Source organism: Arthrobacter pascens, assembly GCF_030816475.1.
Classification (GTDB): Bacteria; Actinomycetota; Actinomycetes; order Actinomycetales; family Micrococcaceae; genus Arthrobacter; species Arthrobacter pascens_B.
On record NZ_JAUSXF010000001.1, the window covers coordinates 2,158,987 to 2,179,805 of the forward strand.

Annotated in this window: 18 protein-coding genes; 9 read left to right on the top strand and 9 right to left on the bottom strand. The window is 64.0% G+C overall.

The window, feature by feature from the left end:
- Nucleotides 1-54 precede the first annotated feature (54 nt).
- The gene (locus QFZ40_RS09960) at nt 55-285 is read right to left on the bottom strand and encodes a hypothetical protein (RefSeq protein ID WP_306904173.1); all 231 of its coding nucleotides are present in this window, start codon (nt 283-285) and stop codon (nt 55-57) included.
- Between the two features lie 33 nt (nt 286-318).
- Entirely contained in the window at nt 319-876 is a 558-nt protein-coding gene (locus QFZ40_RS09965) for an SRPBCC family protein (protein WP_306904174.1), read from the bottom strand.
- Between the two features lie 164 nt (nt 877-1,040).
- On the opposite strand from QFZ40_RS09965, the gene QFZ40_RS09970 reads away from it, so the two are divergent.
- Nucleotides 1,041-3,194, top strand: coding sequence for an amylo-alpha-1,6-glucosidase (locus QFZ40_RS09970; protein ID WP_306904175.1), 2,154 nt, complete (start codon nt 1,041-1,043; stop codon nt 3,192-3,194).
- A 56-nt stretch (nt 3,195-3,250) separates the two neighbouring features.
- Here the strand turns inward: QFZ40_RS09970 and QFZ40_RS09975 are convergent, their stop codons facing one another.
- Genes QFZ40_RS09975 through QFZ40_RS09990 form a run of 4 tightly spaced genes read right to left on the bottom strand, consistent with a single transcriptional unit; the run spans nt 3,251 to nt 8,600 of the window.
- Nucleotides 3,251-5,365, bottom strand: coding sequence for an alpha-galactosidase (locus QFZ40_RS09975; protein WP_306904176.1), 2,115 nt, complete (start codon nt 5,363-5,365; stop codon nt 3,251-3,253).
- Between the two features lie 25 nt (nt 5,366-5,390).
- Complete coding sequence (locus tag QFZ40_RS09980; protein ID WP_306904177.1) at nt 5,391-6,302, bottom strand: carbohydrate ABC transporter permease; 912 nt, start codon at nt 6,300-6,302, stop codon at nt 5,391-5,393.
- Nucleotides 6,299-7,252 carry a carbohydrate ABC transporter permease gene (locus QFZ40_RS09985; protein ID WP_306904178.1) on the bottom strand — a complete coding sequence of 318 codons (954 nt, stop codon included), beginning with the start codon at nt 7,250-7,252 and terminating at the stop codon, nt 6,299-6,301. The genes QFZ40_RS09980 and QFZ40_RS09985 overlap by 4 nt, the downstream gene beginning before the upstream one ends.
- A gap of 28 nt (nt 7,253-7,280) precedes the next feature.
- Nucleotides 7,281-8,600, bottom strand: coding sequence for an ABC transporter substrate-binding protein (locus tag QFZ40_RS09990; RefSeq protein ID WP_306904179.1), 1,320 nt, complete (start codon nt 8,598-8,600; stop codon nt 7,281-7,283).
- Nucleotides 8,601-8,815: 215 nt separating this feature from the next.
- Here QFZ40_RS09990 and QFZ40_RS09995 point away from each other — a divergent pair, with 215 nt between their 5' ends.
- The 4 genes from QFZ40_RS09995 to QFZ40_RS10010 all read left to right on the top strand — a co-directional run bounded on the left by QFZ40_RS09995 (nt 8,816) and on the right by QFZ40_RS10010 (nt 11,596).
- Complete coding sequence (locus QFZ40_RS09995; RefSeq protein WP_306904180.1) at nt 8,816-9,178, top strand: PadR family transcriptional regulator; 363 nt, start codon at nt 8,816-8,818, stop codon at nt 9,176-9,178.
- Nucleotides 9,178-10,524, top strand: a complete 1,347-nt coding sequence (locus QFZ40_RS10000; protein ID WP_306904181.1) for a permease prefix domain 1-containing protein — start codon at nt 9,178-9,180, stop codon at nt 10,522-10,524. The genes QFZ40_RS09995 and QFZ40_RS10000 overlap by 1 nt, the downstream gene beginning before the upstream one ends.
- Before the next feature lie 71 nt (nt 10,525-10,595).
- Nucleotides 10,596-10,964 carry a nuclear transport factor 2 family protein gene (locus QFZ40_RS10005; RefSeq protein ID WP_306904182.1) on the top strand — a complete coding sequence of 123 codons (369 nt, stop codon included), beginning with the start codon at nt 10,596-10,598 and terminating at the stop codon, nt 10,962-10,964.
- A gap of 44 nt (nt 10,965-11,008) precedes the next feature.
- On the top strand, nt 11,009-11,596 hold the full coding sequence (locus tag QFZ40_RS10010) for a hypothetical protein (protein WP_306904183.1): 588 nt from the start codon (nt 11,009-11,011) through the stop codon (nt 11,594-11,596).
- Between the two features lie 11 nt (nt 11,597-11,607).
- Here QFZ40_RS10010 and QFZ40_RS10015 read toward each other — a convergent pair whose 3' ends face one another.
- From QFZ40_RS10015 to QFZ40_RS10025, 3 genes are all read right to left on the bottom strand, one after another.
- Entirely contained in the window at nt 11,608-12,033 is a 426-nt protein-coding gene (locus QFZ40_RS10015) for a ChaB family protein (protein ID WP_306904184.1), read from the bottom strand.
- A 107-nt stretch (nt 12,034-12,140) separates the two neighbouring features.
- Nucleotides 12,141-12,941, bottom strand: a complete 801-nt coding sequence (locus QFZ40_RS10020) for an alpha/beta fold hydrolase (protein WP_306904186.1) — start codon at nt 12,939-12,941, stop codon at nt 12,141-12,143.
- 112 nt (nt 12,942-13,053) lie between these two features.
- The gene (locus QFZ40_RS10025; RefSeq protein ID WP_306904187.1) at nt 13,054-14,412 is read right to left on the bottom strand and encodes an MFS transporter; all 1,359 of its coding nucleotides are present in this window, start codon (nt 14,410-14,412) and stop codon (nt 13,054-13,056) included.
- 168 nt (nt 14,413-14,580) lie between these two features.
- Here QFZ40_RS10025 and QFZ40_RS10030 point away from each other — a divergent pair, with 168 nt between their 5' ends.
- From QFZ40_RS10030 to QFZ40_RS10045, 4 genes are all read left to right on the top strand, one after another.
- On the top strand, nt 14,581-15,414 hold the full coding sequence (locus QFZ40_RS10030) for a PaaX family transcriptional regulator (RefSeq protein WP_306904188.1): 834 nt from the start codon (nt 14,581-14,583) through the stop codon (nt 15,412-15,414).
- Between the two features lie 78 nt (nt 15,415-15,492).
- Nucleotides 15,493-17,088 (top strand): FAD-dependent monooxygenase, encoded by a 1,596-nt coding sequence (locus tag QFZ40_RS10035; RefSeq protein WP_306904190.1) that lies wholly within the window; start codon nt 15,493-15,495, stop codon nt 17,086-17,088.
- Entirely contained in the window at nt 17,081-19,120 is a 2,040-nt protein-coding gene (locus QFZ40_RS10040) for an acetate--CoA ligase family protein (RefSeq protein WP_306904191.1), read from the top strand. The genes QFZ40_RS10035 and QFZ40_RS10040 overlap by 8 nt, the downstream gene beginning before the upstream one ends.
- Complete coding sequence (locus QFZ40_RS10045) at nt 19,117-20,811, top strand: (2,3-dihydroxybenzoyl)adenylate synthase (RefSeq protein WP_306904192.1); 1,695 nt, start codon at nt 19,117-19,119, stop codon at nt 20,809-20,811. The genes QFZ40_RS10040 and QFZ40_RS10045 overlap by 4 nt, the downstream gene beginning before the upstream one ends.
- The last annotated feature ends 8 nt before the right edge of the window (nt 20,812-20,819 follow it).

The following is a 20,819-nucleotide window of genomic DNA, read 5'->3' on the forward strand; positions in this document are numbered from 1 at the left end:
GGTGAGGCCACCCTACTCCGACCCGGAACCACTCTCAACGATGAATTGCCACGCCTAATCGGCCGGTCCCACAACGTCCTCCAGCACCGACCGGTCGAAGAATCGAACCTCGCCAGTTGCCGGGAAAAACACCGGAACTACGGAAGTGCTCGCGTCCTTCGAGGTCTCATAGATCTCCGGTGCGCCTCCGTGTTTGCGGGCAATGGTTCCCACCAGATCGGTGCCACGAACCCGGACGGTTCGATACTTGTAGCTCATCAGGACCCCTTCGTCGGCTGAGGCCACCCTACTCCTGGAATACATAGAGCGGGCAGCCCGCTACGCATGGTTCCTGAAAGTCGGCAGGCGGAATGTGGGCGGCGGAGGAGGCGGAACGGACCGGGCGTTTCCTGGATCCCGACGACGCCGGAGTTCCAGCGCGAGGCTCTCCTGGCCGCGGGCCATCGCCCAGCGGTGGTTCGCCGCGAAGGCCGGCTTCAGGAGCCAGCTCAGGCGGCGCAGCAGCGGTTTGGCGGCACTTACCCGCCAGTCGTAGGTGATCACCGTTTCCGGTCCGTCCTCCTCGAACGTCCAGCGGCCCGTTCCGTTCAGGTCTCCTGCCGCGGTGAGCGCGAGCCCGCGGCTGGTGACGGGTTCGGTGACAGTCAGCGTCCAGCGGAGCGTGTAGGGCAGCCAACCCTTCGTATGTAGGTGCACCGGTCCGGGGAGGCCGGAGGAAGGACGATTCTCCATGTTCCCGACGGAAGGCTCAGCCGCAAGGTATACCGACGGCCACCAGCGGGGAAGGGCGGTGGCGTCGCCGAGGATGGCTGCGACCTCATCCGGAGTCCCGGCTACCCGCCAGACCGTCTGGAATTCATAGTCAGCGCTGCCCATGGGGACCTCCTGAAGGTGGGTATCCGCCTTGGACGCTACTCTTGCTGACGATCCGATGCCAGAGCCACTGCGGGCAGTGCCGCCTGACCGGTATCTGGCAAGCCCCCGGTGATGGGCGTAGATTCAGCTCAATTCAAGGTGTGCTGTTTGACGAGGAGCCTGTCATGGCTGGATGGAATGCGGACAACGTTGCCGGAACCACCGGGCAGGGAGCCGTGACCCTGGTGGCGGGGTCCTCTTTTTGCATTTCGCTGCCGAACGGCGACATCTTCCCGCATCATCCGCACGGTGTGTTCTATCGGGACACCAGGATCCTGTCCCGGTGGACGCTTACAGTGAACGGGCAACCGCTGGAACCCCTGGGCGCGTGGACCCCTTCGCCCTTCCAAGGCAAGTACATCGGGCGGGCGGCCCGTTCAGACGGTGGTGCCGATAGCCCGCTGACGGTGGAACGCAAGCGTGAACTTGGGGCAGGCATCCTGGAGGACATCACCATCCACAACTATTCCCTTCAACCGGCTGCCTGCGAGATCGCCCTCGCCGTGGAGTCGGACTTCGCGGACCTTTTCGAAGTGAAGGACGGCCGAATCCGGCGGACCTGGGAGCAGACCCGGCGCTCCAAGGCCGGGTCGCTGACGATCGAAGCGGACTGGCAGGAGACGAGGAAAGGGATTGTCGTGCGAATGCGCGACGCAAGCGCCACTGCCGAAGGTTTCCTCCGGCACATGATCGTCCCGCCGCACGGTGAATGGTCTGTACGGGTCACCCTCTTGCCGCTGACAGCCGAAACCGACGTCGATGTGGGCATGCCCACACAAGTCCTCTCGGCCGCCATGATTTCAGCGCAGGAGCAGCGCCAGCAGGCCTGGGAGGCCCGCATCCCGCTTCCCCACATCGACGATCCCTCCGTCGAACGAAGCCTCCTGCGCAGCCACGATGACATCGGCGCCCTGCGCATTGTCGACCCCGACCATCCTGAGCGGATGGTCGTCGCGGCCGGAGCACCATGGTTCATGGCATTGTTCGGCCGGGACTCGTTGCTGTCGTCCTTCATGGTCCTGCCCGTCGACGCAACCCTTGCCTTGGGCACACTGCAGACCCTGGCGGACAGGCAGGGTACGAAAGTCAATCCGGTGACCGAAGAGCAACCGGGCCGGATCCTGCACGAGGTGCGGCTCGACGTCGGGACCGGCATGGCACTTGGCGGCAGGTCAGCCTATTACGGCACAGCCGATGCAACACCTTTGTTCGTGACCTTGCTGGGCGAAGCAAGCCGGTGGGGCCTTCCTGCCGAGGACATAGCCGCCCTGGTGCCCCATGCAGACCGTGCCCTCGACTGGATCCGGGACTATGGCGACAGAGACGGCGACGGGTTCGTCGAGTACCAGCGACTGAATGACCATGGCCTGATCAACCAGGGCTGGAAGGATTCCTGGGACGGGGTCAATTTCGCTGATGGAAGGATTGCGGAGGCTCCCATCGCGCTGTGCGAGGTGCAGGGCTACGTCTACAGCGCCTACTTCGCCCGCGCTTGGATTGCCTACGACGCCGGCGACAAGGCTCTTGCTTTTGACTTGCGGGAACGTGCCCTGCGGCTGAAAAAGCAGTTCAACGAACAGTTCTGGCTGCCGGACCGCGGGTACTACGCGATCGCCCTTGACGGAGACAAACGCCCTGTCGACGCGTGCGCATCCAACATGGGCCACTGCCTGTGGTCCGGCATCGTGGATGACGACAAGGCACGCCAGGTTGTCCGGCGGCTCATGTCCCCGGAAATGTTCAGCGGCTGGGGAGTGCGGACCCTGGCAACGGACATGGGGGCCTACAACCCGGTCAGCTACCACAACGGCTCCGTCTGGCCACACGATAACGCTCTCATCGTTGCCGGCCTCATGCGGTACGGCTTCGTCAGGGAGGCACAGCAGCTATCCATTGCGCTGATGGAAGCCGCCGAGTACACCGACAACCGGCTCCCCGAACTGTTCTGCGGCTTTAGCCGGACCGATTACCCCGAACCCCTCCCCTATCCGACGGCGTGCTCTCCCCAGGCCTGGGCTTCGGCCACGCCGGTGATGCTGCTGAGGAGCCTCCTCCGGTATGAGGCCAACGTCCCCCTGGGCGGCCTGTGGATTGACCCCGCTTTGCCCCCGTCGTGGGGAAACCTGCACACCGTCAACCTGCCCGTGGGTGGCGCCAGCGTCACGATGGACGTCTCGGGGTCCCACGTTCGGGTGGAAGGACTGCCCGAGGGAATAGCGTTCCACAAGGGAACACGGCCCCTCCTGGTCGATCTCCTCGAGACGGATGGCCGGGCCTGATGCATCGCACGGAACGAAGCCGTCAGGCTGCGGAAGCTGTCAGAGGGCAGCGGTCCTCAGACGGCCGTGACGGCAATCAGGATGGCATGTTCGGGGTTGAGGTTTGGCATCGGTAAGCCGACGTGGGCGAGGAACTGGCCGGTAGCCTCCGCTTCCCCCAGGGTCCACGCGGGAGGAACGGCCTGGGTGAAGGTGGTTTTGGCCGTCGGATACACGACTTCAACCTTGTACCGTGTTTTCGCTTCCAGCCCGGGCAGGCACACCGGCCCGGGCATCTCGTAGCTGGACGTGGCCAGTGCAGCCAGAATGAACAGGCCTTCCCTGGTGTCCTCGGATATCACGCCGCGCAGAAGCAGAGCGGGATCGGGATGGTCACTGTTGATGGCCCGTCCTGTGTGGATGAGGCCGCGGTACAGCTTGTAGAGTGCGATGACCTGCCTGAGCTCGTCCCTTTCCTGGCCTGTCACGGTCCGGACATCCCATTCCATTCCGAAGTGACCGAAAAAGGCAGTCAACGCCCTGAAGGACAGGCTGTGCGTGCGGTGGGTCGTGTGTGATGTGGTGGGTCCGATGTGGGCGCCCACCAGTTCGGGCGGGATGATGAGTTCGGTCCAGCGCTGGATGGTCTGCCTCTCCAGGGCGTCGTTGCAGTCCGAGGTCCAGATCCGGTCGGTCCGTTCGAGGATGCCGAGGTCCACGCGTGCTCCCCCGGATGAGCAGCTTTCGATTTCGACGCCCGGGTGGGCTGCGCGGAGGGTGTCCAGGAGCCGGTAGACAGCCTCCGTCTGCGCATGCACCGATGGTTTTCCGTCGTGGCCCATTTCCGTCAGGTCGCGGTTCTGGTCCCACTTGAGGTAGCTGATGTTGTATTCGGTCAGCAGGGTGTCGAGCCGTTCGTGGACGTAGTTCCAGGCGTCGGGGTTCGCCAGGTCCAGTACCTGTTGGTTTCGCCAGCGCTCCGGGATGCGGACTGTGCCGTTCGGGAAGGCCGGGCCGGAGATCCAGTCGGGGTGCTCCCGGATGATGTCGGAGTCTTCATTGACCATCTCCGGTTCCACCCAGAGGCCGAAATCCATGCCGCGCGCCGTGACCGCGTCGATCAGCGGCGTGAGTCCGTCGGGCCAGGTTGTTTCGTCCACGTACCAGTCACCGAGTCCCCTGGTATCGTCGCGGCGGCCCCGGAACCAGCCGTCGTCGAGGACGAAGCGTTCGACGCCGAGGTCCGCGCCGGATTCGGCGAGGTCGGTAAGCGTGTCCAGATGATGGTCGAAGTACACCGCTTCCCAGGTGTTCAGGACTACCGGCCGCGGACTTGCCGGGTGCTGGGGGCGGCTGCGGAACCAGCGGTAGAACGATTCGGTGATGCCGTCCAGGCCGCTGTCGGAGTAGGCGGCGTAGAGCCAGGGCGTCCGGTACGAAGAGCCGGCCGTCAGGGTTACCTCGCCGGATCCGAGCAGTTCGCCGGCGCCGAGGACTGTGCGTGCGCTGGCCAGGGTGTCGGCGAAGGTTTCGTGGTTTCCGCTCCAGCCCAGATGCACCGCCCACACCTCGCCGCTCCGGTTGCCGAAGCCGGCGGAGCCGGCTGCCAGGATCAGGCTGGAGTCGTGGCCGGTGCGTCCGTGGCGTCCGGACCGGACCCAGGTGCCCTGCTGGAGGGGGTGTCGCTGGGGGTGGCGTTCACGGCACCAGCGGCCGGTGAGGTCGAGCAGTTCGGCGGCGGCCGGGCCAACTGGCAGGACCAGCTCGAGGCCTTCGAGCCGGTAGTCCGCGCCGGCGTCGTTCGTCAGTTCGTGGCGCAGGCTCAGCAGGCCGCCGGCGTCCAGGAGCAGTTCTGTGCGCACGCTCATGCCTAGTGCGGGGTCGGACTGGGTGATTACGCCGGCTGCGGCTGCGGTGCGTTCAGCGGAGACCAGCCGCAGCCGGGGAGAGAAATCCGTGCCGTCGCGGCTGCCCCGGAGGCCGGGACGGCCCCGCCACCCTGAGGAGGCCTGCGGCAGGACGCCCATCCGGACCGGAATGTCCAACGACGACGGCGGAACCGGGTCCTGCAGCAGGCCCGGCTCGGGCAGGTCCTCGCCGAGGTCCGCGCCCCAGTGGACAAAGGCAGGCTCCTGCGCGGAAAGATCGATCAGGAGGCTACGGCCGCCTGAACGCAGGTATAACGATTCCAAGGCGGCTCCTCACGAGTGCATGGCGTCAGCCCTTGCTTGAGCCGAGGGTGAGGCCGGCCACAAAATGACGTTGCAGGATGACGTAGATGATCAAGGTGGGGATGGCTGTGATCATGGCGCCTGCCGCGATCAGGTTGTAGTTGGAGAGGAAGGTGCCCTGGAGGTTGTTGATTGCGGTGGTTACCGGCAGCCTGTCACCGCTTTGGATGAACAGGAGCGGCCAGAAGAAGTCGTTGTAGATGAAGATGACTTCAAGGGTGGCCATAGCGGCCAGGGCAGGGCGCGTGAGCGGCAGGATGATGGACCAGTACTGCGTCCACACACTGGCACCGTCCACCAGCGCCGCCTCCGTCAGGTCCGGCGAGAGTGCCCGCATGTAGTTCGAGAGGACGAAGGTGACAAAGCCGATCTGGAAGGCCATGTCGACCGCAATGACGCTGATGTAGGTGTTCAGGAGGTTGCCGGAATCGCTGAACCAGTACGGCAGGTTGAAATGCTTGAACATTTCGAACAGCGGTGCTGCCAGCACCTGCGGGGGCAGCAGGTTGCCCGCCGTAAACATGATCAGCAGGGTGATATTGAACTTCCAGTTGAAGCGGCTGACCGCGAACGCCATCAGTGAGGCAAAGAAGAGCGTCAGCAGTACCGTGGGGACGGTGATCAGCACGGAGTTCCAGAAGTACCTGGAAAATCCGCCCTGGTTCCAGGCCTGGATGAAGTTGTCGAAGTTGAAAGCGCCTTGCAGGCTGAAGTAGCCGTATTTGTCGGTGTCCCCCTTGGGCCTGAGCGCCGTGAAGAGGGACCAGGCCAGCGGGATCAGCCAGATGACGGCCATCACCGCCAGGAAGATGTGCGTGCCGTAATGCCTTTTGCCCTTGCTGCCCACGGGTACGGCCGCGTGGCCGGTTTCGGGTGGCGCGGTGACGGGGATGCTCATTCTGACGCTCCCTTGTTGAAGGTCCGGGCCAGGTACCAGGTGATGGGCACCAGCGAGATGACAAGCAGTATGACGGCCAGCGCTGAGCCGACGCCGATCACTTGCCCTTCGCCGACGAGGTTCTGGATCACCAGTGCGCTGATGAGTTCAAGGCCGTTGGTTCCGCGGTTGATGACATAGACGATGTCGAAGGCACGCAGCGACTCAATGATCGTGATCACGATGATGACGATGTTGACCGGGCGCATGGCAGGGAAAACCACCCTGAAGAACGTCTGGGTGGCGTTGGCGCCGTCGAGCGCCGCTGCCTCCCGAAGGGAAGGGTCCACCCCTTTCAACCCTGCCAGGTAGAGAATCATGACGTATCCGGCGTGCCGCCACGTTGCCGCGAACAGCGCCGCCCAGATGTTCACGCTGGAGTCGCCGAACCAGTCCACGGCGCCCGACGTGCCGGCGGTGCCGAGAAGGTAGTTCAGCAGACCGTTGTCCCGGTTGTAGAACAACTGCCAGATGACGCCGATCAGGGCCAGTGAAAGCATCACAGGAGTGAAGAAGATGCTCTGGTAGATCTTGCTCCCCTTGATCTGCTGGTCGAGCAGGACTGCGAGCAGCAGGCCGAGGGGCGTGGCTATGACGGCGAGGAAGACCAGCCAGAGGATGTTGTGCTGGACGGCCGGCCAGAAGGGCGGGTAGTCCTGGGCCACGTACTCGTAGTTGGCCATGCCCGCAGGTTTGATGTCGGCGAGGTCCAGCCCGTTCCAGCGGGTGAACGAGAGCCCGATGGACAGCACGGTGGGGATCCAGACCAATGTCAGCTGAATCAGGGTGGGGACAGCCACCATGATGCCGAGAACGATTCTGTCCCGTCCGGTAAGGCGGCGTACCCGCCGGTTCCTGGCCGGCGCCGCGATGGCGGCGCCGGCTGCGGACGTTTGCGTTGATGAGCTCATGCGGTCATTCTCTTTCGCGCCCGGAGCGTCACTGCGCGGCGTACAGTGCCTTGGCCTGGGACTCCAGGTTCTTCACATCCACGCTGCCGTCCTTGATGAAGCTCTGCAGTGCGGGGATCATCACGTTGTTGGCCATGGCCGGAAGGGCATCCCGGTCAAAGAACTGGCTGATGCTCTTGGCATCGGCGATCATCTGCGCGCACTTCTTGTTCAGGGGCGAGAACTTGGAGGTGTCGGAGCCCTTCGCTGCCTGGATATTGGACGGGTCCACGGAGGCGTATACGTTCTGGCCTTCAGGGCTGCCGACGTAAGCGAGGAAGTCCTTGGCCGCCTGGTTGTCTCCGCCTCTCTTGGAGAGCATAACGCCGTCAATGGGAGCCTCGACTGCGTCTGTGCCCTCCATCGCCAGCTCGGGGAAGGGGAACATGTCGATGTCATCCAGCACTGCCTTGTCCGTGAACTGCTGGGTGACGAAGGAACCAAGGAGGTACATGCCGGATTTCTGCCCGCCGAGGCTCTGCGCAGCGTCCTGCCACGTCATGCCCAGGGCGTTCGGGTTCTGGAAGGGCAGCAAAGCCTTCCAGGTGTCGAAGACATCGCTGACCTTCTTCTGGTCCCAGGATTCCTTGTGGGCGGCAAGATCCAGGTGGAACTGGTAGCCGTTCAGCCGCATGTTGATGTAGTCGAATGTGCCCATGGCGGGCCATCCGTCCTTGTCCGCGAACTCGATGGGGATCAGGCCATCTGCCTTCATCTTGGCGGCGAGGGTCTTGAGTGCGTCGAAAGTCTTCGGAACTTCGTAGCCCTTCTGCGCCCACAGGCTCTTCCGGTAGAAGAACGCCCAGGGGTAGTTGTAGTTGGGGACGAAGTACATCTTGCCGTCGTCACCGGTGGACGCCTTCTTCATGGCGTCCGAGAAGTTGCCGCCAATCTTGTCCCAGACATCGTCGATCGGGGCAACCAGGCCCTTGCCGGCGTAGAAGCGCATCCGGTAGCCGGAGAACCAGGTAAACGAATCGTCCGGGCTGCCTTGCAGGTAGCTGTTGATCTTGTTCTGGAAATCGTTGTGCGGGACCACGTTGGTGGTCACCGTATTCCCCGTCTTCTTGGTGAAGGCGTCGGTGACCGCCTGGTAGGCCCGCTTCGGCACGTCATCCGAAGCGTTCGACCCGAAGGTCAGGGATTTCGAGGATGAGCCCCCGCCGGAGGGTGAGCCGCCCCCGGTGCAGGCGGACAGGAGCGGGGCGGCGGCGATACCGGCAGCACCGATTCCCAGGGTCCTTAGCAGAGTCCGGCGATTCAGGTCGGCCTTCGCAGTGGCGAAAAAATCATTGTCGTGGCTGGACATGTTTACTCCCTTGTAAATCAAGTGGCGGGGATCACAACACCTATGTCCGGATCGTATCGAAAACGAACATGAAAGCACAGAGGGTACCGTCAGGTCTTCGAAAAGTCTCAGGTAACTGGCAGCTTCCGCCGGGGAGTTATGGCCGGTGAGAGGCGAATGGCTATACGTAGAGCTGCTATGTTTGATACCCTTCACATCTATGTATAGGAGTTTCGGTGCGCATTGACAAAGACCTGGTGGCCGCCTCCGCCACACCTCTTGTGCTGGGCATACTGTCCGAGGGCGACCTTTACGGCTACGCAATCCTGAAGCGCGTGAGTGAGTTATCCGGCGGCGGCATGCAGTGGACCGACGGCATGCTCTACCCGCTGCTGCACCGGCTCGAGCGGCTCGGCTACGTTTCGGCGTCGTGGGGTACCTCCGAGACCGGGCGCCGGCGGAAGCACTACGCCATAACTCCCTCGGGGCGGGACGCGCTGGCTGAGCGTCAACAGCAATGGACCGTCGTTGCGGAGGCGCTTCGGCAGGTGTGGCGTTCCACCCAGCCGTCTCCGGGCGCCGTGGAGGGGTGGGCGTGATGGACCCGCACGCTGAGCTGGAGGCCCAGATCGACCGGTGGCGCGGCTACGTCCAGCGGAACCAGGCAATCTCCCCCGCCGATGTCGACGAGCTGGAGGACCATCTGCGGGGGCAGATCGCTGACCGGCAGGCGACAGGACTGGATGATGAGGAGGCCTTCCTCGTCGCGATTAAGCGCCTGGGCAACCTGGACGCGGTCTCGCACGAGTTTGCCCGTGAACACTCCGAGCGGCTGTGGAAGCAGCTCGTCCTCGTGCCGGAGGGTTCCGACGGCGGCAGCGCGCCTCGAGGGCGCGAACTGGCGGTCGTCCTGGCACTCGCTGTAGGGGCGGGTGTGGCAGTCAAGGCCGGATCGGCATGGATCGGGGACGACGCTGCGCTGACACGCAACCTGGGCCTGTTCGTCTTCCCGTTCCTGGCCGCCTACTTCGCGTGGAAGCGACGCTTCAACGGGGCGACGACGGCGATGCTGCTCATCCCCTTCGCCGTGCTGGCGGTGGTACTCAACGTCTATCCCTTCTCCTCCGGCGGGTCCACCGGCGTACTAGCGGCCCTGCATGCCCCTGTCGCCCTGTGGTTGCTGGCGGGAGTGGCGTACGTCGGTGGCAGGTGGCGTTCGGACAAGCGGCGCATGGATTTCGTCCGGTTCACCGGCGAGCTTGCGATCTATTACACGCTGCTGGCGCTGGGCGGCGGCGTCCTGGTCGCACTGACCCTCGCGACACTCCAGATCCTTGGCGTCGACTTCGAACCGGTCCTCGAAAGCTGGATCCTGCCCTTCGCTGTGCCGGGCGCATTGGTGGTGGCGGCGTGGCTCGTCGAAGCCAAGCAGCACGTTGTGGAAAACATCGCCCCAGTCCTCACCCGCGTCTTCACGCCCCTGACTATCGTCATGCTGCTGGGGCTTCTGGCCGTGCTGGCTGCTGCGGGCGGCTTTGTCACCATCGACCGCAACCTGCTCATCCTCATGGACGCAATCCTGCTGCTCGTCCTGTGCCTGCTGCTCTATTCCATTTCCGCGCGCGACCCGCTCGCCCCGGCCGGCCTGTTCGATACCCTTCAGTTGGTGCTCGTCCTGGCGGCCCTTGCAGTAGACGCCGTGATGCTGGCCGCGATGCTGGCCCGGATCGCCGAATTCGGCTATAGCCCCAACAAGATCGCAGCGCTGGGCCTGAACCTCCTGCTGCTGGTGCACCTGGTCCGCGCCGCCTGGCTAGCCGTCGGATTCCTGCGCGGCCGGCGCCCGTTCGCGGCACTCGAGCGCTGGCAAACCCAGTACCTGCCCGCCTACGGAGCGTGGGCCGCCGTCGTGATAGTGGCCTTCCCGCCCCTCTTCGGCTTTTAGCTTGTTGACCCGGGGAGCCGCGCGTACGCTATGAGCCACACCGAACGGACGGTTTGCCAGGAGGAATTATCATGGCCACAAGCGAAGCCAACAAGGAGACGTTGGCCCGGCTCTTCGATGCCTTTCGGGCCGGAGACACCGAGGCCTTCAATGAGCTGATCGTGCCGGATTACAAGCAGCACAATCCACAGGCCGGCAACGGCCTGCAGGCTGTCAAGGACTTCTTTTCCAGGTTGGGGCCGGTGGACGTCGAAGTCCACCGGATGATCGCCGACGGTGATTTTGTGGCCGTCCATTCGCACTACAAGACGTTCAACTCGGCTGCCGTGGATATTTTCCGGTTCGGCGACGACGGGAAGATCATCGAGCACTGGGATGTACTGCAGGAAGTCCCGGCCACGACTGCAAGCGGGAACGACATGTTCTCGCAGCTCACCTGAACGTTCCGCAGCAAGACTTTAACGGTCCGCCTCAAGGCGTCCGGATGCAGGCGCTTCCGCGCATCACGGTGGAGGTCCCGGTACTCGGAGTGGGCAATGGCGGCTCTGACTACGAGGCCTTGGGCAACCATGTCAATGCCTTGCGCAGGGTGCAGGGGCTGCACCTTACGCTGTTGCACATCGGCATTTTGCCGGACTTAGCCCAGGAAGTCGCGGATTGGACCAAAGGGATGACCAGCACCGACGCAGCCATCAGAGGGACCGTCAGCTGGTTGCAGGCGCTACCTGTTTTAGAAGGCTTTGCCGGATCGGCCGAGCGGCTGATCGTGCTGGGGGGCGGAAGCGTGGCCGGGCTTGAGATCGACGTTCCGCCAGAAGTGCACGACTATCGGGTCTTCCTTGTGCGGGGCCTGCATAACCTGCTGGACGAACTGCTTGTGGACGATGTGGACGACTTCATCCTCGGCTCCCGCGCACTCGGCTTCAGGTCCCCGCGCTGGATTCCCCATGTGGCCGTGGGCCGCCCGCAGACCAGGGACAAGGGCCCACGGCAGATTCCGCCGCTGACCGTCGAGTTCGGCGAATCACAGATCAGGAACGGCCGGTTCCTGCCCGCCGTCGATGGCCCTTAGTCCTCGCGCGTTCAGTCCCCGCGCGCCTTCCGGGTGGCGGTGTCATTGGCCTTCTGCAGCGCTTTGACCAGTTCGTCCTTATCCATTTTCGAGCGGCCGTCGATGTTCAGTTCCCGGGCGCGCTTATACAGGTGCTCTTTCGAGGCGTTCGCGTCCACGCCTCCCGCCGTGGGCTCTGATGAACCAATTCCCTGCTCCGCGCGTTTGTCAGAGGGACCCCGCTTCTCCTTCGGCTCCCAGTGATCACCCACTTTCTCGTAGCTGTGCTTGAGCGAGGCGTAGGCAGCGCGTGCGGCACGGCCTTCATCGTTGTCGTAGGACTCCAACGCGGAATCGTAGGTTTTGGCGAAAGTGTCCTGGGCTTTCTGTTCGGAGCGCTGCAGGGTCGAGGGAAGTTCGTCCTTGCGGGCATGATCGTTCTTGCCGGTCTTGGGCATGGCACCGGCTCCTTTCATCAGCAGGCTGATTATCCGGATTAAACCAGCTTAGCCACTGCAGCAGGTCCGGTCGCTCCCCTGCTGCTGCCTGACGGGCTGCTGTGCCCCTAGCGCGGCAGGAAGGCATTGATAGCCTCCGCCACGCTGACAGGATCAATGACGTGGGCAAAGTGGTTCTGCCCGGGGAAAACATTCTCCGTCCCGTTCGCCAGCCTGTCCCGGAGGTGCCGCGAAGCGCCAACCAGGTGCACGGGACTCACCTCGCCGACAAGCAGGAGCGTCGGGACGTCTGTCTCGCTGTACCGCTGGACCAACACATCGGTCTTATCAATCTCGGCCAGCTCGCGGGTCCAGGTGGGACTGAGCGCCACCATCCCGGCCCACAGCGGCGATGAAGCCAGGGCCTCGGTATCTTCCGGTGAGATGCGCAGGAAATGTTCCGCAGCCACGCGCATGGCTTTGTCTCCGTCGCCAGCTTCCACAGCGGCGGCGTATAGCCCCAGCGCGGCCCCGGCTGTGGGTGCGTCCACAGGCAGCGGGGGCTCGTAGAGTACGAGCGAGGAGACGGAGGCGCCGGTGCGGACGGCTTCGAGGGCGCAGATCGCCCCGTAGGAATGGCCCAGCAGGGCGGATCCTTCGCCGGCAACAGCCAGCACGGCTTTGATGTCGTCGGATTCGGTGTCCAGCGAGTATTCCGCGGCATCCGCGCTGAGGCCGCGGCCACGGCGGTCCATGATGTAGACAGTGTGGCTGGCGGCCAGTTGCCCGGCCACTGGCAGCCATTGCTCACCGGTCGAGATGCTGCCATGGACCAGGACGATCGGGCTGCCGGAACCAAGTGTGCGGTAGCCAATCGAGGTGCCGTCTGTGGACTGTACTGCGTGCTCGGTGATGACCTGGGTTTCCAACGGGACTCCTTAGTTGTGTCTTTTGTTGAGGGACGTATCTGGATCTGGGACTTTCTGCCGGACGGATGTCCGACCGGGGGCTACTGATCCTTTTGAATCCTGATCCTTATGGCTAGGGAACGGCCTGGACTGAAGGCGATGGGGCAGCGACCGCCTGGACGGTGTCAGGCGAGGAGGGAACGGTCCGGAGCCGGGGCACTGTCAGGACGGCGGCCGCACCGATCACTGCCGCGATGGCCCAGACAGAGAAGTTAATGAAGGTGCCCAGGGCTGCGGCGATCAGCACGCCGCCACCGGATATGGCAAGCACGGCACCGATCCGCCCGATGCCGAGCGTAATGCCAAGGGCGGTGGCGCGGGTCGCTCCGGGGAAGTAGGTGGCGACGAAGCCGTTGACGAGGATTTGCGCTCCCACTGATCCGAAGCCGACAACGGCAACGAGCAGGTACATGGCGGGCAGGGGCATGACGCCCGTGCCCATGAGAATCAACGCGACTCCGGAGCTGGCGAACGATATGGCCGTGACCGGGCGCGGGCCGAACCTGTCCGCAAGGCGGGAGGACACAAGCACTCCGACGACCGCCCCGATGTTGACTGTCAGGAGGAACGTCAGCGAAGAGGCAAGGGAATACTTGGCAATGACCATGAGCTGGGGCAGCCAGGTGTTGAGGCCGTACACGAGAGTCTGGCCGCAGACGCCGGCCAGGCAAAAGAGAACCAGTGCAGCGGGCAGCCGTCCGGTCAGGAGGGTGCGGAACCGGCCTGCCGTTGGCCCGTCGGCCTGCCCGAGGGCCGGGGGAAGCTGCTCCAGCCCGTAATCGGCGATGAGCCGTTCCGCCTTGACCCGCTCGCCCTTCGCGGCGAGGTAGGCAGGAGACTCCGGCAGGAATTTGAACAGCAGCGGGAGGACGCCGACGAGGGGGATGCCACCGAGGGCAAGCATGCCCTGGAATCCGAAGCTGGAAAGGAAAGCCAGGGAGAGCAAGGCTGCGAGGATCCCGCCGACTGCGTATCCGGAGAACATGAGCGCGTTATTGAAGTTGCGCCGGTTCGACTGCGAGAACTCGACGGTGAGGGCGATCGCCGTCGGGATGACACCGCCAAGCCCGAGGCCGGCCAGAAAGCGGAACAGGCCGAACATTTCGGGGGTGGGCGCAGCCGCGGCCAGCAGCATCAGCACGGAGAAGGACGCGATGGACACCATCATGACCTTCCGCCGTCCCACAATGTCAGTCAGGTACCCGATGAGGATGGCGCCGATGAACATGCCGGCCAGCGCATAGCTGCCGATGGCGCCGGTCTCGACCGCCGTCAGGCGCCACGGCTCATAGGCCAGAAGCCTGGGAACGATGGCACCGTAGATGACGAGGTCGTAGCCGTCGAACACGATGGCAAGGAAGCAGAGGAAGATGACGAAAGCGGCCGATTTAGGCGGGCGGACCGGTGACGGGCTGGGGGATGGAAAAGCCATGGGGACTCCAGGTGGTATACACGACGTTGTGGGTGTTCCAGAGATGGGGAGGTTCAGCTGTGACCTCTGCCACAACTGAATGTAACATATAGATGTTGGTCGTCAATAGAGCTGTTACAAGTTCACGGTCCTGCCGGTCGCATCGTCGCCCAAAACTGAAGGAGCCTTATGCAGTGGAAGCCCAGAGCGTTGATTCTGGACCTTTTCGGAGACTATCTGCGCTATGCCGGGAGTGAGGTCAGGCTGGCTGACATCACCGAGCTTCTCGCCGTCTTCGGAGTGGAGGCGGCAACAGTCCGGGTCAATCTTTCCCGGCTCCGCAAGGAGGGCTGGTTCACCACCCGGCGCGAAGGCCGTGAAACCGTATACTCCCTCACTCCGCACATGCTGGAGGTCCTGGATGAGGGCCGCGAGCGGATTTTCCGCCATCGCGATGAGAGCTGGCAGGGCCGCTGGACCATGGTCATCTACCAGGTTCCGGAAGCGGAACGTGCGGTCCGCGAGCAGCTGCGGAAGCGGCTCGCATGGCACGGCTTCGGCCAATTGTCACCCTCGACGTGGCTGGCCCCTCACGATCTGCTAACCGAAGCGCGCGACCTGGCCGGAGAGTATCCGCTTGCCAAGATCGACGTCCTCTGGTGCGGCACCGACGACCTCGACCAGGACAGGGATCTGGCTGCACGCTGCTGGGATCTGGAGCAACTCGGTACTGACTACCGGCATTTCATCCGCGCCTACGCCCCGCTGGATGACGAGGCTGCAAATGCGAAAAAGGACGGCCGTACCGCCCTAATCGAACGGATGCACGTCATCGGCGACTTCCGCCGTTTTCCCTTTCGCGATCCGCATCTGCCCGGGGGCCTCCAGCCCGAGGACTGGCCCAGCAGTCAGGCTTACGCCTTGTTCGGGGCGGTACACCGCCAGCTCGGGCCGGCCGCAACGGACTTCGTATCGAGTGTCATCGGCCAGCCTGTCGAGCAGGGCCGGGAGGTGCTCATGTAACATGATATTGACGTTGCCCGCCAGTTCGTTACATACTGATGGGCGACAGCACGTTTCTTATTCCCAGAGGTGATATCGATGACGATTCGCGTAGCTTGCATCGGCGGCGGTCCAGGCGGACTGTTCTTTACGGCTTTGCTCAAACAGAGAATGCCGGAAGCCGACGTCGTGCTTTTTGAGCGCAACCAGGCTTCGGACGCCTTCGGCTTCGGCGTCGTCTTCTCGGACGCTACCCTGCGGCGGATCAATGAGGCCGACCCCGTGCTCAGGGATGGGCTGAAGAACTTCGGGAAGCACTGGGACAGCATCGAGGTGTGGCTCAAAGACGACCGGAGGTCCTTTGGCGGTAACGGGATGGCTGCTATCCACCGCAAGACCATCCTCAGACTCCTCCAGGAGCGCGCAGCCCAGGTGGGGGTGGACATGCGCTTCGGCCAGGTGGCGCCACGGCTTGACGAACTTGGCGAATACGACCTGATCGTTGGAGCAGACGGCGCGAACTCCCTGACCCGTGAGCAGCTGGGGGAAGCCCTGGGCCACACAGCCGAGACTGCCACGGCCAAGTTCATCTGGTTCGGAACCACCAACCTGTTCAACGGACTGACGTTCATCCACCGGCGCAGCGAACACGGAAACTTTGCCGCGCATGCCTATCCCATCAGCGACGAGCTGAGCACCTTCATCGTCGAGACCGATCAGGAAACATGGCGGAAAGCGGGCCTGGACGAATTCGACGTCAGCCAGCCTCCCGGGCCGTCTGACGCCAAAACCCAACGCTACCTGGAGAAGCTTTTCGCAGAAGATATCGAAGGCCAGCCGCTCGTCGCCAACAACTCCCGCTGGGCCAACTTCCGGACCCGGCAAACAAAGACCTGGCACTGCGGCAATGTTGCCCTCCTCGGTGATGCAGTGCACACCGCCCACTTTTCGGTCGGTTCCGGAACCAAAATGGCCATGGAGGACGCGGTGGTCCTCGCCCGGGAGGTGGCCGCCCATGCCGGCAACCTCGAGCTCGCCCTGACGAACTATGAGGCGGAACGCCAGCCCGAAGTCGCCAAGATCCAGAATTCCGCGCGGCCCAGCCTGAGCTGGTGGGAACACTTTAGCCGTTACTACCAGGCCTTCGAACCCCTGCAGTTCACCTTCCACTTCTTCTCCCGCAGCATCGACATCGAGAAGATCCGCCAGCGCGACCCGGAACTGGTGGACGCCGCTGAGAAGGAATGGAAGGAAATCCATGGCGCCGATCCGCTGAACACTCCGCTTCAGGCCGGTCCGGTGTCCTTCGACGGCCGCCTCCTGCGCCTCACGACCAGCCAAGGCACGCCCGTACTGGTAGCGGGCGCACAGGAGCTGCCCCTGACAGAGGTGCCCGAGGAAGCCAGCGGATCCACGGGGCTGCTGATCACCGCTCCTGACACTGAGGACGGGCTCGACGCAGTCCTTGAAAACCTGTCAGGAACACCCGCTTTTGTCGTCATCGCCGGAGGAAACCCCTTCACCCGCTCCCTGCTTTCCGAGGAGGCCAGGCTCGCCCGGGGCCTCACAAGCATCATGGTGAATGACGATCCCGATACGGCGCCCGCCGTCACCCTGATTCTGTCGGGCCGGGCTGACGCCGTAGCCATCAACGAAGCGCCCGCCTTCCATTCAGACAAGGCATTTGATGCATAACCTGTCCCCGCTTTTCGAACCAGCCGGAATCGTCGTCGTCGGCGCGTCCGCAAGTCCCGGGAAGCTAGGGGCGGCAATGGCCGAATCCCTGGCCGCGTACCCCTCCCCTGTCGCGCTCGTCAACAGCCGCAACGCCGACGGCTCCATGTACTCCTCCGTGGCGGACGCGGCAGCGGCATCACCGGTCCCTCTGGACCTCGCCGTCCTGTGCGTTCCCGCTGCAGCCACGGCTCAGTCCCTGCGCGAATGCGCAGCCAGCGGCGTCAAGGCCGCACTCGTCTGCGCCGGCGGCTTCGCTGAAGCAGGCGAAGCCGGGGCCGAAAATGAACGCCAGCTTGTCGAGGCACTCAAGGACACAGGCATCCGGCTGCTGGGTCCCAACACGTCAGGCTTTTTCGTTCCGGACCGTTCCCTCAGGGCCAGCTTCGTCCCTGGAGTGGCAGCACTCACCGACGGTTCCGTCGCCGTCGTGGCAGCAAGCGGCGGCGTCAACCACGTCCTGGCCTTCCATCTCGACAAGGCAGGGGTGGGTGTCAGCCTGGGCATCGGTATCGGGGCGGGCATTGATATCACAGCTCCCGAGGTCCTGGATTATCTGATCACCCACGAACCAACCAAGGCCGTGGCACTGCACCTTGAGAACGTGGCGGACGGTCCGGCCCTGCTTGATGCTGTCCGCCGGATCACTGCCCGTAAGCCCCTGGTTGCCTTGGTTGTCGGCCAGAATGACGTCTCGGAGTTCGCGCAGTCCCATACGGGGGCCCTCGCAACGTCGTGGCGGACCACGCGGGCCGCACTGAAGCAGGCGGGTGCCGTCCTCGTCGACGATGAGGTCCAACTGGTCCAGGCCGCGTCAGCGCTGACCGGCCAGAGACTCAAGCCCTCGGCAAACCCCGGCGTCGGGCTGATCAGCGGGCAGGCAGGACCGGGCCTCCTCATCGCCGATGCGCTGCACAGCGCCGGAGTCGGTGTTCCCCGGCTCTCCCCCGAAACCCAGGCGGCCATTGGCAGCCTGCTGCCCCCGCTGACCTTCCAGGCGAACCCCGTGGACACGGGCCGGCCCGGTCCCGGCTATGACAGGATTGTCTCCGCCGTCGCGTCTGATCCTTCGGTGGATCTGCTGGCCGTCTACGGGCTGACCGAGCCCATTGCGGACCTGCCTGCTTCGATCGCCGCATCCGGCATCACGGGCTCGCTGCCCGTCCTGGTCGGCGTCGACGGACCTGACTCGGACGTCGACCGTTCACGAAAGTCTGCCCGGGACCTGGGCCTTCCGCTGCTCTCGGGTCCCACGGCGCTGGCACGCGGACTGGTGGCGCTCGTAGAGGACGCCCGCGCGCAGTTCCAGCGGCACGACTCGCCTGCCGCGTTTGGAGCCTTTCCTGATATCCAGGGACCCTGGGACGAAATCCGGTGCAAGGAGCTTCTCGGGGCGCTGGGAATAGCTACCCCGCCGAGGCGGCGCTGCGCTGACAGGCCGGCTGCCCAGCAGGCCCTGACCGACCTGGGGGCGCCGGTGGCCGTCAAGCTGGTGGATGCCGGAATCCTGCACAAGACAGACATCGGCGGCGTCCACCTCGGCATCACATCAGCGGAATCCCTGCACGACGCGCTGGACTCCCTGCAGGCAGCCGGCGCCACGGAATTCCTGGTGGAAAGCATGGCACCGCACGGGGTGGATCTCATCGTCGGTGCCCGGCGCGATCCGGTGTTCGGTCCCGTCATCGTGCTCGGCCTCGGCGGAACCGCCGCCGAGGCATTCGCCGACGTAGCTATCCGGACAGTTCCGCTCAGCAAGCGCGCCGCTGCCGCCATGGCTGAGGACCTCCAGGCCAAGGACCTGCTCAAGGGTTTCCGCAACGGTCCGGTGCTGGACCCGGCCGAGCTTGCAGGCATCCTGGTCAGGCTTGGCGGTGCGCTGCTGTCCGACGACGGCATCGCAGAAATCGAAATCAATCCGCTGCGCCTGACCTCTGCGGGTCTCATTGCGCTTGACGCCGTCGTCATTACTGCTGAGGAGAAAACGATATGACCAGCCACACCCGCGATGGAGCGGTCCCCTGGCCCCCGGAAGATGCAGCGAGGTACCGGGCCAAGGGTTACTGGGAAGACAAACCCCTCGGCGCCTACATCCTGGAAGCAGCAGACCGGTTCCCGGAACGCACAGCCCTCGTCGACGGCGATGCAAGGATCAGCTACCGGGAACTCGCCGACCGGATGGATGCGGCCGCGGGGCGGCTGCTGGATCTTGGCCTTCGGCAGGACGACCGGATCCTCGTTCAGCTTCCCAATTGCTGGCAGTTCACCGTCCTGACCCTGGCCTGCTTCAGGGCAGGAATCGTCCCGGTCATGGCCCTGCCGGCCCACAGGCAGTTCGAGCTCAGTTACCTTGCCGAGCTGTCCGAGTCCCGTGCGATTGCAGTGCGCGATACCATCAAGGACTTCAGCCACCAGGACCTGGCCAAGCACATTGCCGCAGGTACACCCGCGATGTCCCACGTCCTGGTCTCAGGCCGCGTTGACCAGGGCAACGTTGACCTTGACGCCCTGCTTGCCCCGGGCGGCGACCCTATTAATGCGCGCAAGCAGTTCGACGCCGCTGCGCCGGCCGGCGATGACACTGCCTGTTTCCTGCTCTCCGGCGGCACCACTGGCCTCCCCAAGCTGATCACCCGCACGCACAACGACTACGCCTACAACATCAAAGCCACCTCAGCGGTCACCAATGTCACGGCGGATACTGTCTATCTGGGAACCCTGCCCGTCAGCCACAACTTCCCCCTGGCATGCCCGGGGATCCTCGGCGTCCTGTTCGCAGGAGGCCGGGTGGTGATGTTGCCAAGCCCGGAACCCGGAAAGGCCTTCGCTGCCATCGAAAGAGAAGGAGTGACGCTGTGCACGGCCGTACCGGCAGTGGTTCAACGCTGGCTGGAATACCGGCAGGAAACGGACAGGCAGGAAACGGACAGGCAGGAAACGGATCAGCTGGAAACACTTGAAGTTCTGCAGGTCGGCGGCTCGCGGTTGGCGGACGAGATTGCGCGGAAGGTGAAGCCGGTCCTTGGTGCCACCCTCCAGCAGGTGTTTGGAATGGCAGAAGGCCTGATCAACATGACCCGGCTGGACGATCCTGAAGACGTGGTCTGCACGACCCAGGGACGCCCGGTCTCGGAGGCGGATGAAATACGGATTGTGGATGAGTCGGGAACAGACCTGCCGGATGGTGTCGCCGGCGCCATCCTCACCCGCGGACCATACACACCCCGGGGCTACTACCGGGCTGACGAGCACAACGCCCGAGCCTTCACTCCCGACGGGTGGTACGGCAGCGGCGACATCGTCGAACGCCGTCCGGATGGGAACCTCGTGGTGCAGGGCAGGGACAAAGACATGATCAACCGCGGCGGCGAGAAGATCTCCGCCGAGGAGATCGAAAGCCTGGTGTACCGGCTCGACGCCGTCACGCTCGCTGCTGCCGTCAGCATGCCGGATGCACTGCTGGGTGAAAAACTCTGCCTGTTTGTCACGCTTAAACCGGGCACCGCACTGACGCTTTCTGACGTGCAGGAAAGTTTGCGCCGCACCGGTGTTGCTGCCTTCAAGATTCCGGAGAAGCTTGTGGTTGTCGACGAGATTCCGACCACGAAAGTCGGGAAGATCAACAAAAAGCAGCTCCGGGAAGAGGTCGCCCGGATGCTCCAGGCGTCGGGCAACACGGGTTAGGGACGTGC

Excerpts from the sequence above, each read along its gene's own strand:
- QFZ40_RS09965 (WP_306904174.1), bottom strand. The coding sequence starts at position 876 with ATGGGCAGCGCTGACTATGAATTCCAGACGGTCTGGCGGGTAGCCGGG.
- QFZ40_RS09970 (WP_306904175.1), top strand. The coding sequence starts at position 1,041 with ATGGCTGGATGGAATGCGGACAACGTTGCCGGAACCACCGGGCAGGGA.
- QFZ40_RS09980 (WP_306904177.1), bottom strand. The coding sequence starts at position 6,302 with ATGAGCATCCCCGTCACCGCGCCACCCGAAACCGGCCACGCGGCCGTA.
- QFZ40_RS09985 (WP_306904178.1), bottom strand. The coding sequence starts at position 7,252 with ATGAGCTCATCAACGCAAACGTCCGCAGCCGGCGCCGCCATCGCGGCG.
- QFZ40_RS09990 (WP_306904179.1), bottom strand. The coding sequence starts at position 8,600 with ATGTCCAGCCACGACAATGATTTTTTCGCCACTGCGAAGGCCGACCTG.
- QFZ40_RS10000 (WP_306904181.1), top strand. The coding sequence starts at position 9,178 with ATGGACCCGCACGCTGAGCTGGAGGCCCAGATCGACCGGTGGCGCGGC.
- QFZ40_RS10005 (WP_306904182.1), top strand. The coding sequence starts at position 10,596 with ATGGCCACAAGCGAAGCCAACAAGGAGACGTTGGCCCGGCTCTTCGAT.
- QFZ40_RS10010 (WP_306904183.1), top strand. The coding sequence starts at position 11,009 with ATGCAGGCGCTTCCGCGCATCACGGTGGAGGTCCCGGTACTCGGAGTG.
- QFZ40_RS10015 (WP_306904184.1), bottom strand. The coding sequence starts at position 12,033 with ATGCCCAAGACCGGCAAGAACGATCATGCCCGCAAGGACGAACTTCCC.
- QFZ40_RS10025 (WP_306904187.1), bottom strand. The coding sequence starts at position 14,412 with ATGGCTTTTCCATCCCCCAGCCCGTCACCGGTCCGCCCGCCTAAATCG.
- QFZ40_RS10030 (WP_306904188.1), top strand. The coding sequence starts at position 14,581 with ATGCAGTGGAAGCCCAGAGCGTTGATTCTGGACCTTTTCGGAGACTAT.
- QFZ40_RS10035 (WP_306904190.1), top strand. The coding sequence starts at position 15,493 with ATGACGATTCGCGTAGCTTGCATCGGCGGCGGTCCAGGCGGACTGTTC.
- QFZ40_RS10040 (WP_306904191.1), top strand. The coding sequence starts at position 17,081 with ATGCATAACCTGTCCCCGCTTTTCGAACCAGCCGGAATCGTCGTCGTC.
- QFZ40_RS10045 (WP_306904192.1), top strand. The coding sequence starts at position 19,117 with ATGACCAGCCACACCCGCGATGGAGCGGTCCCCTGGCCCCCGGAAGAT.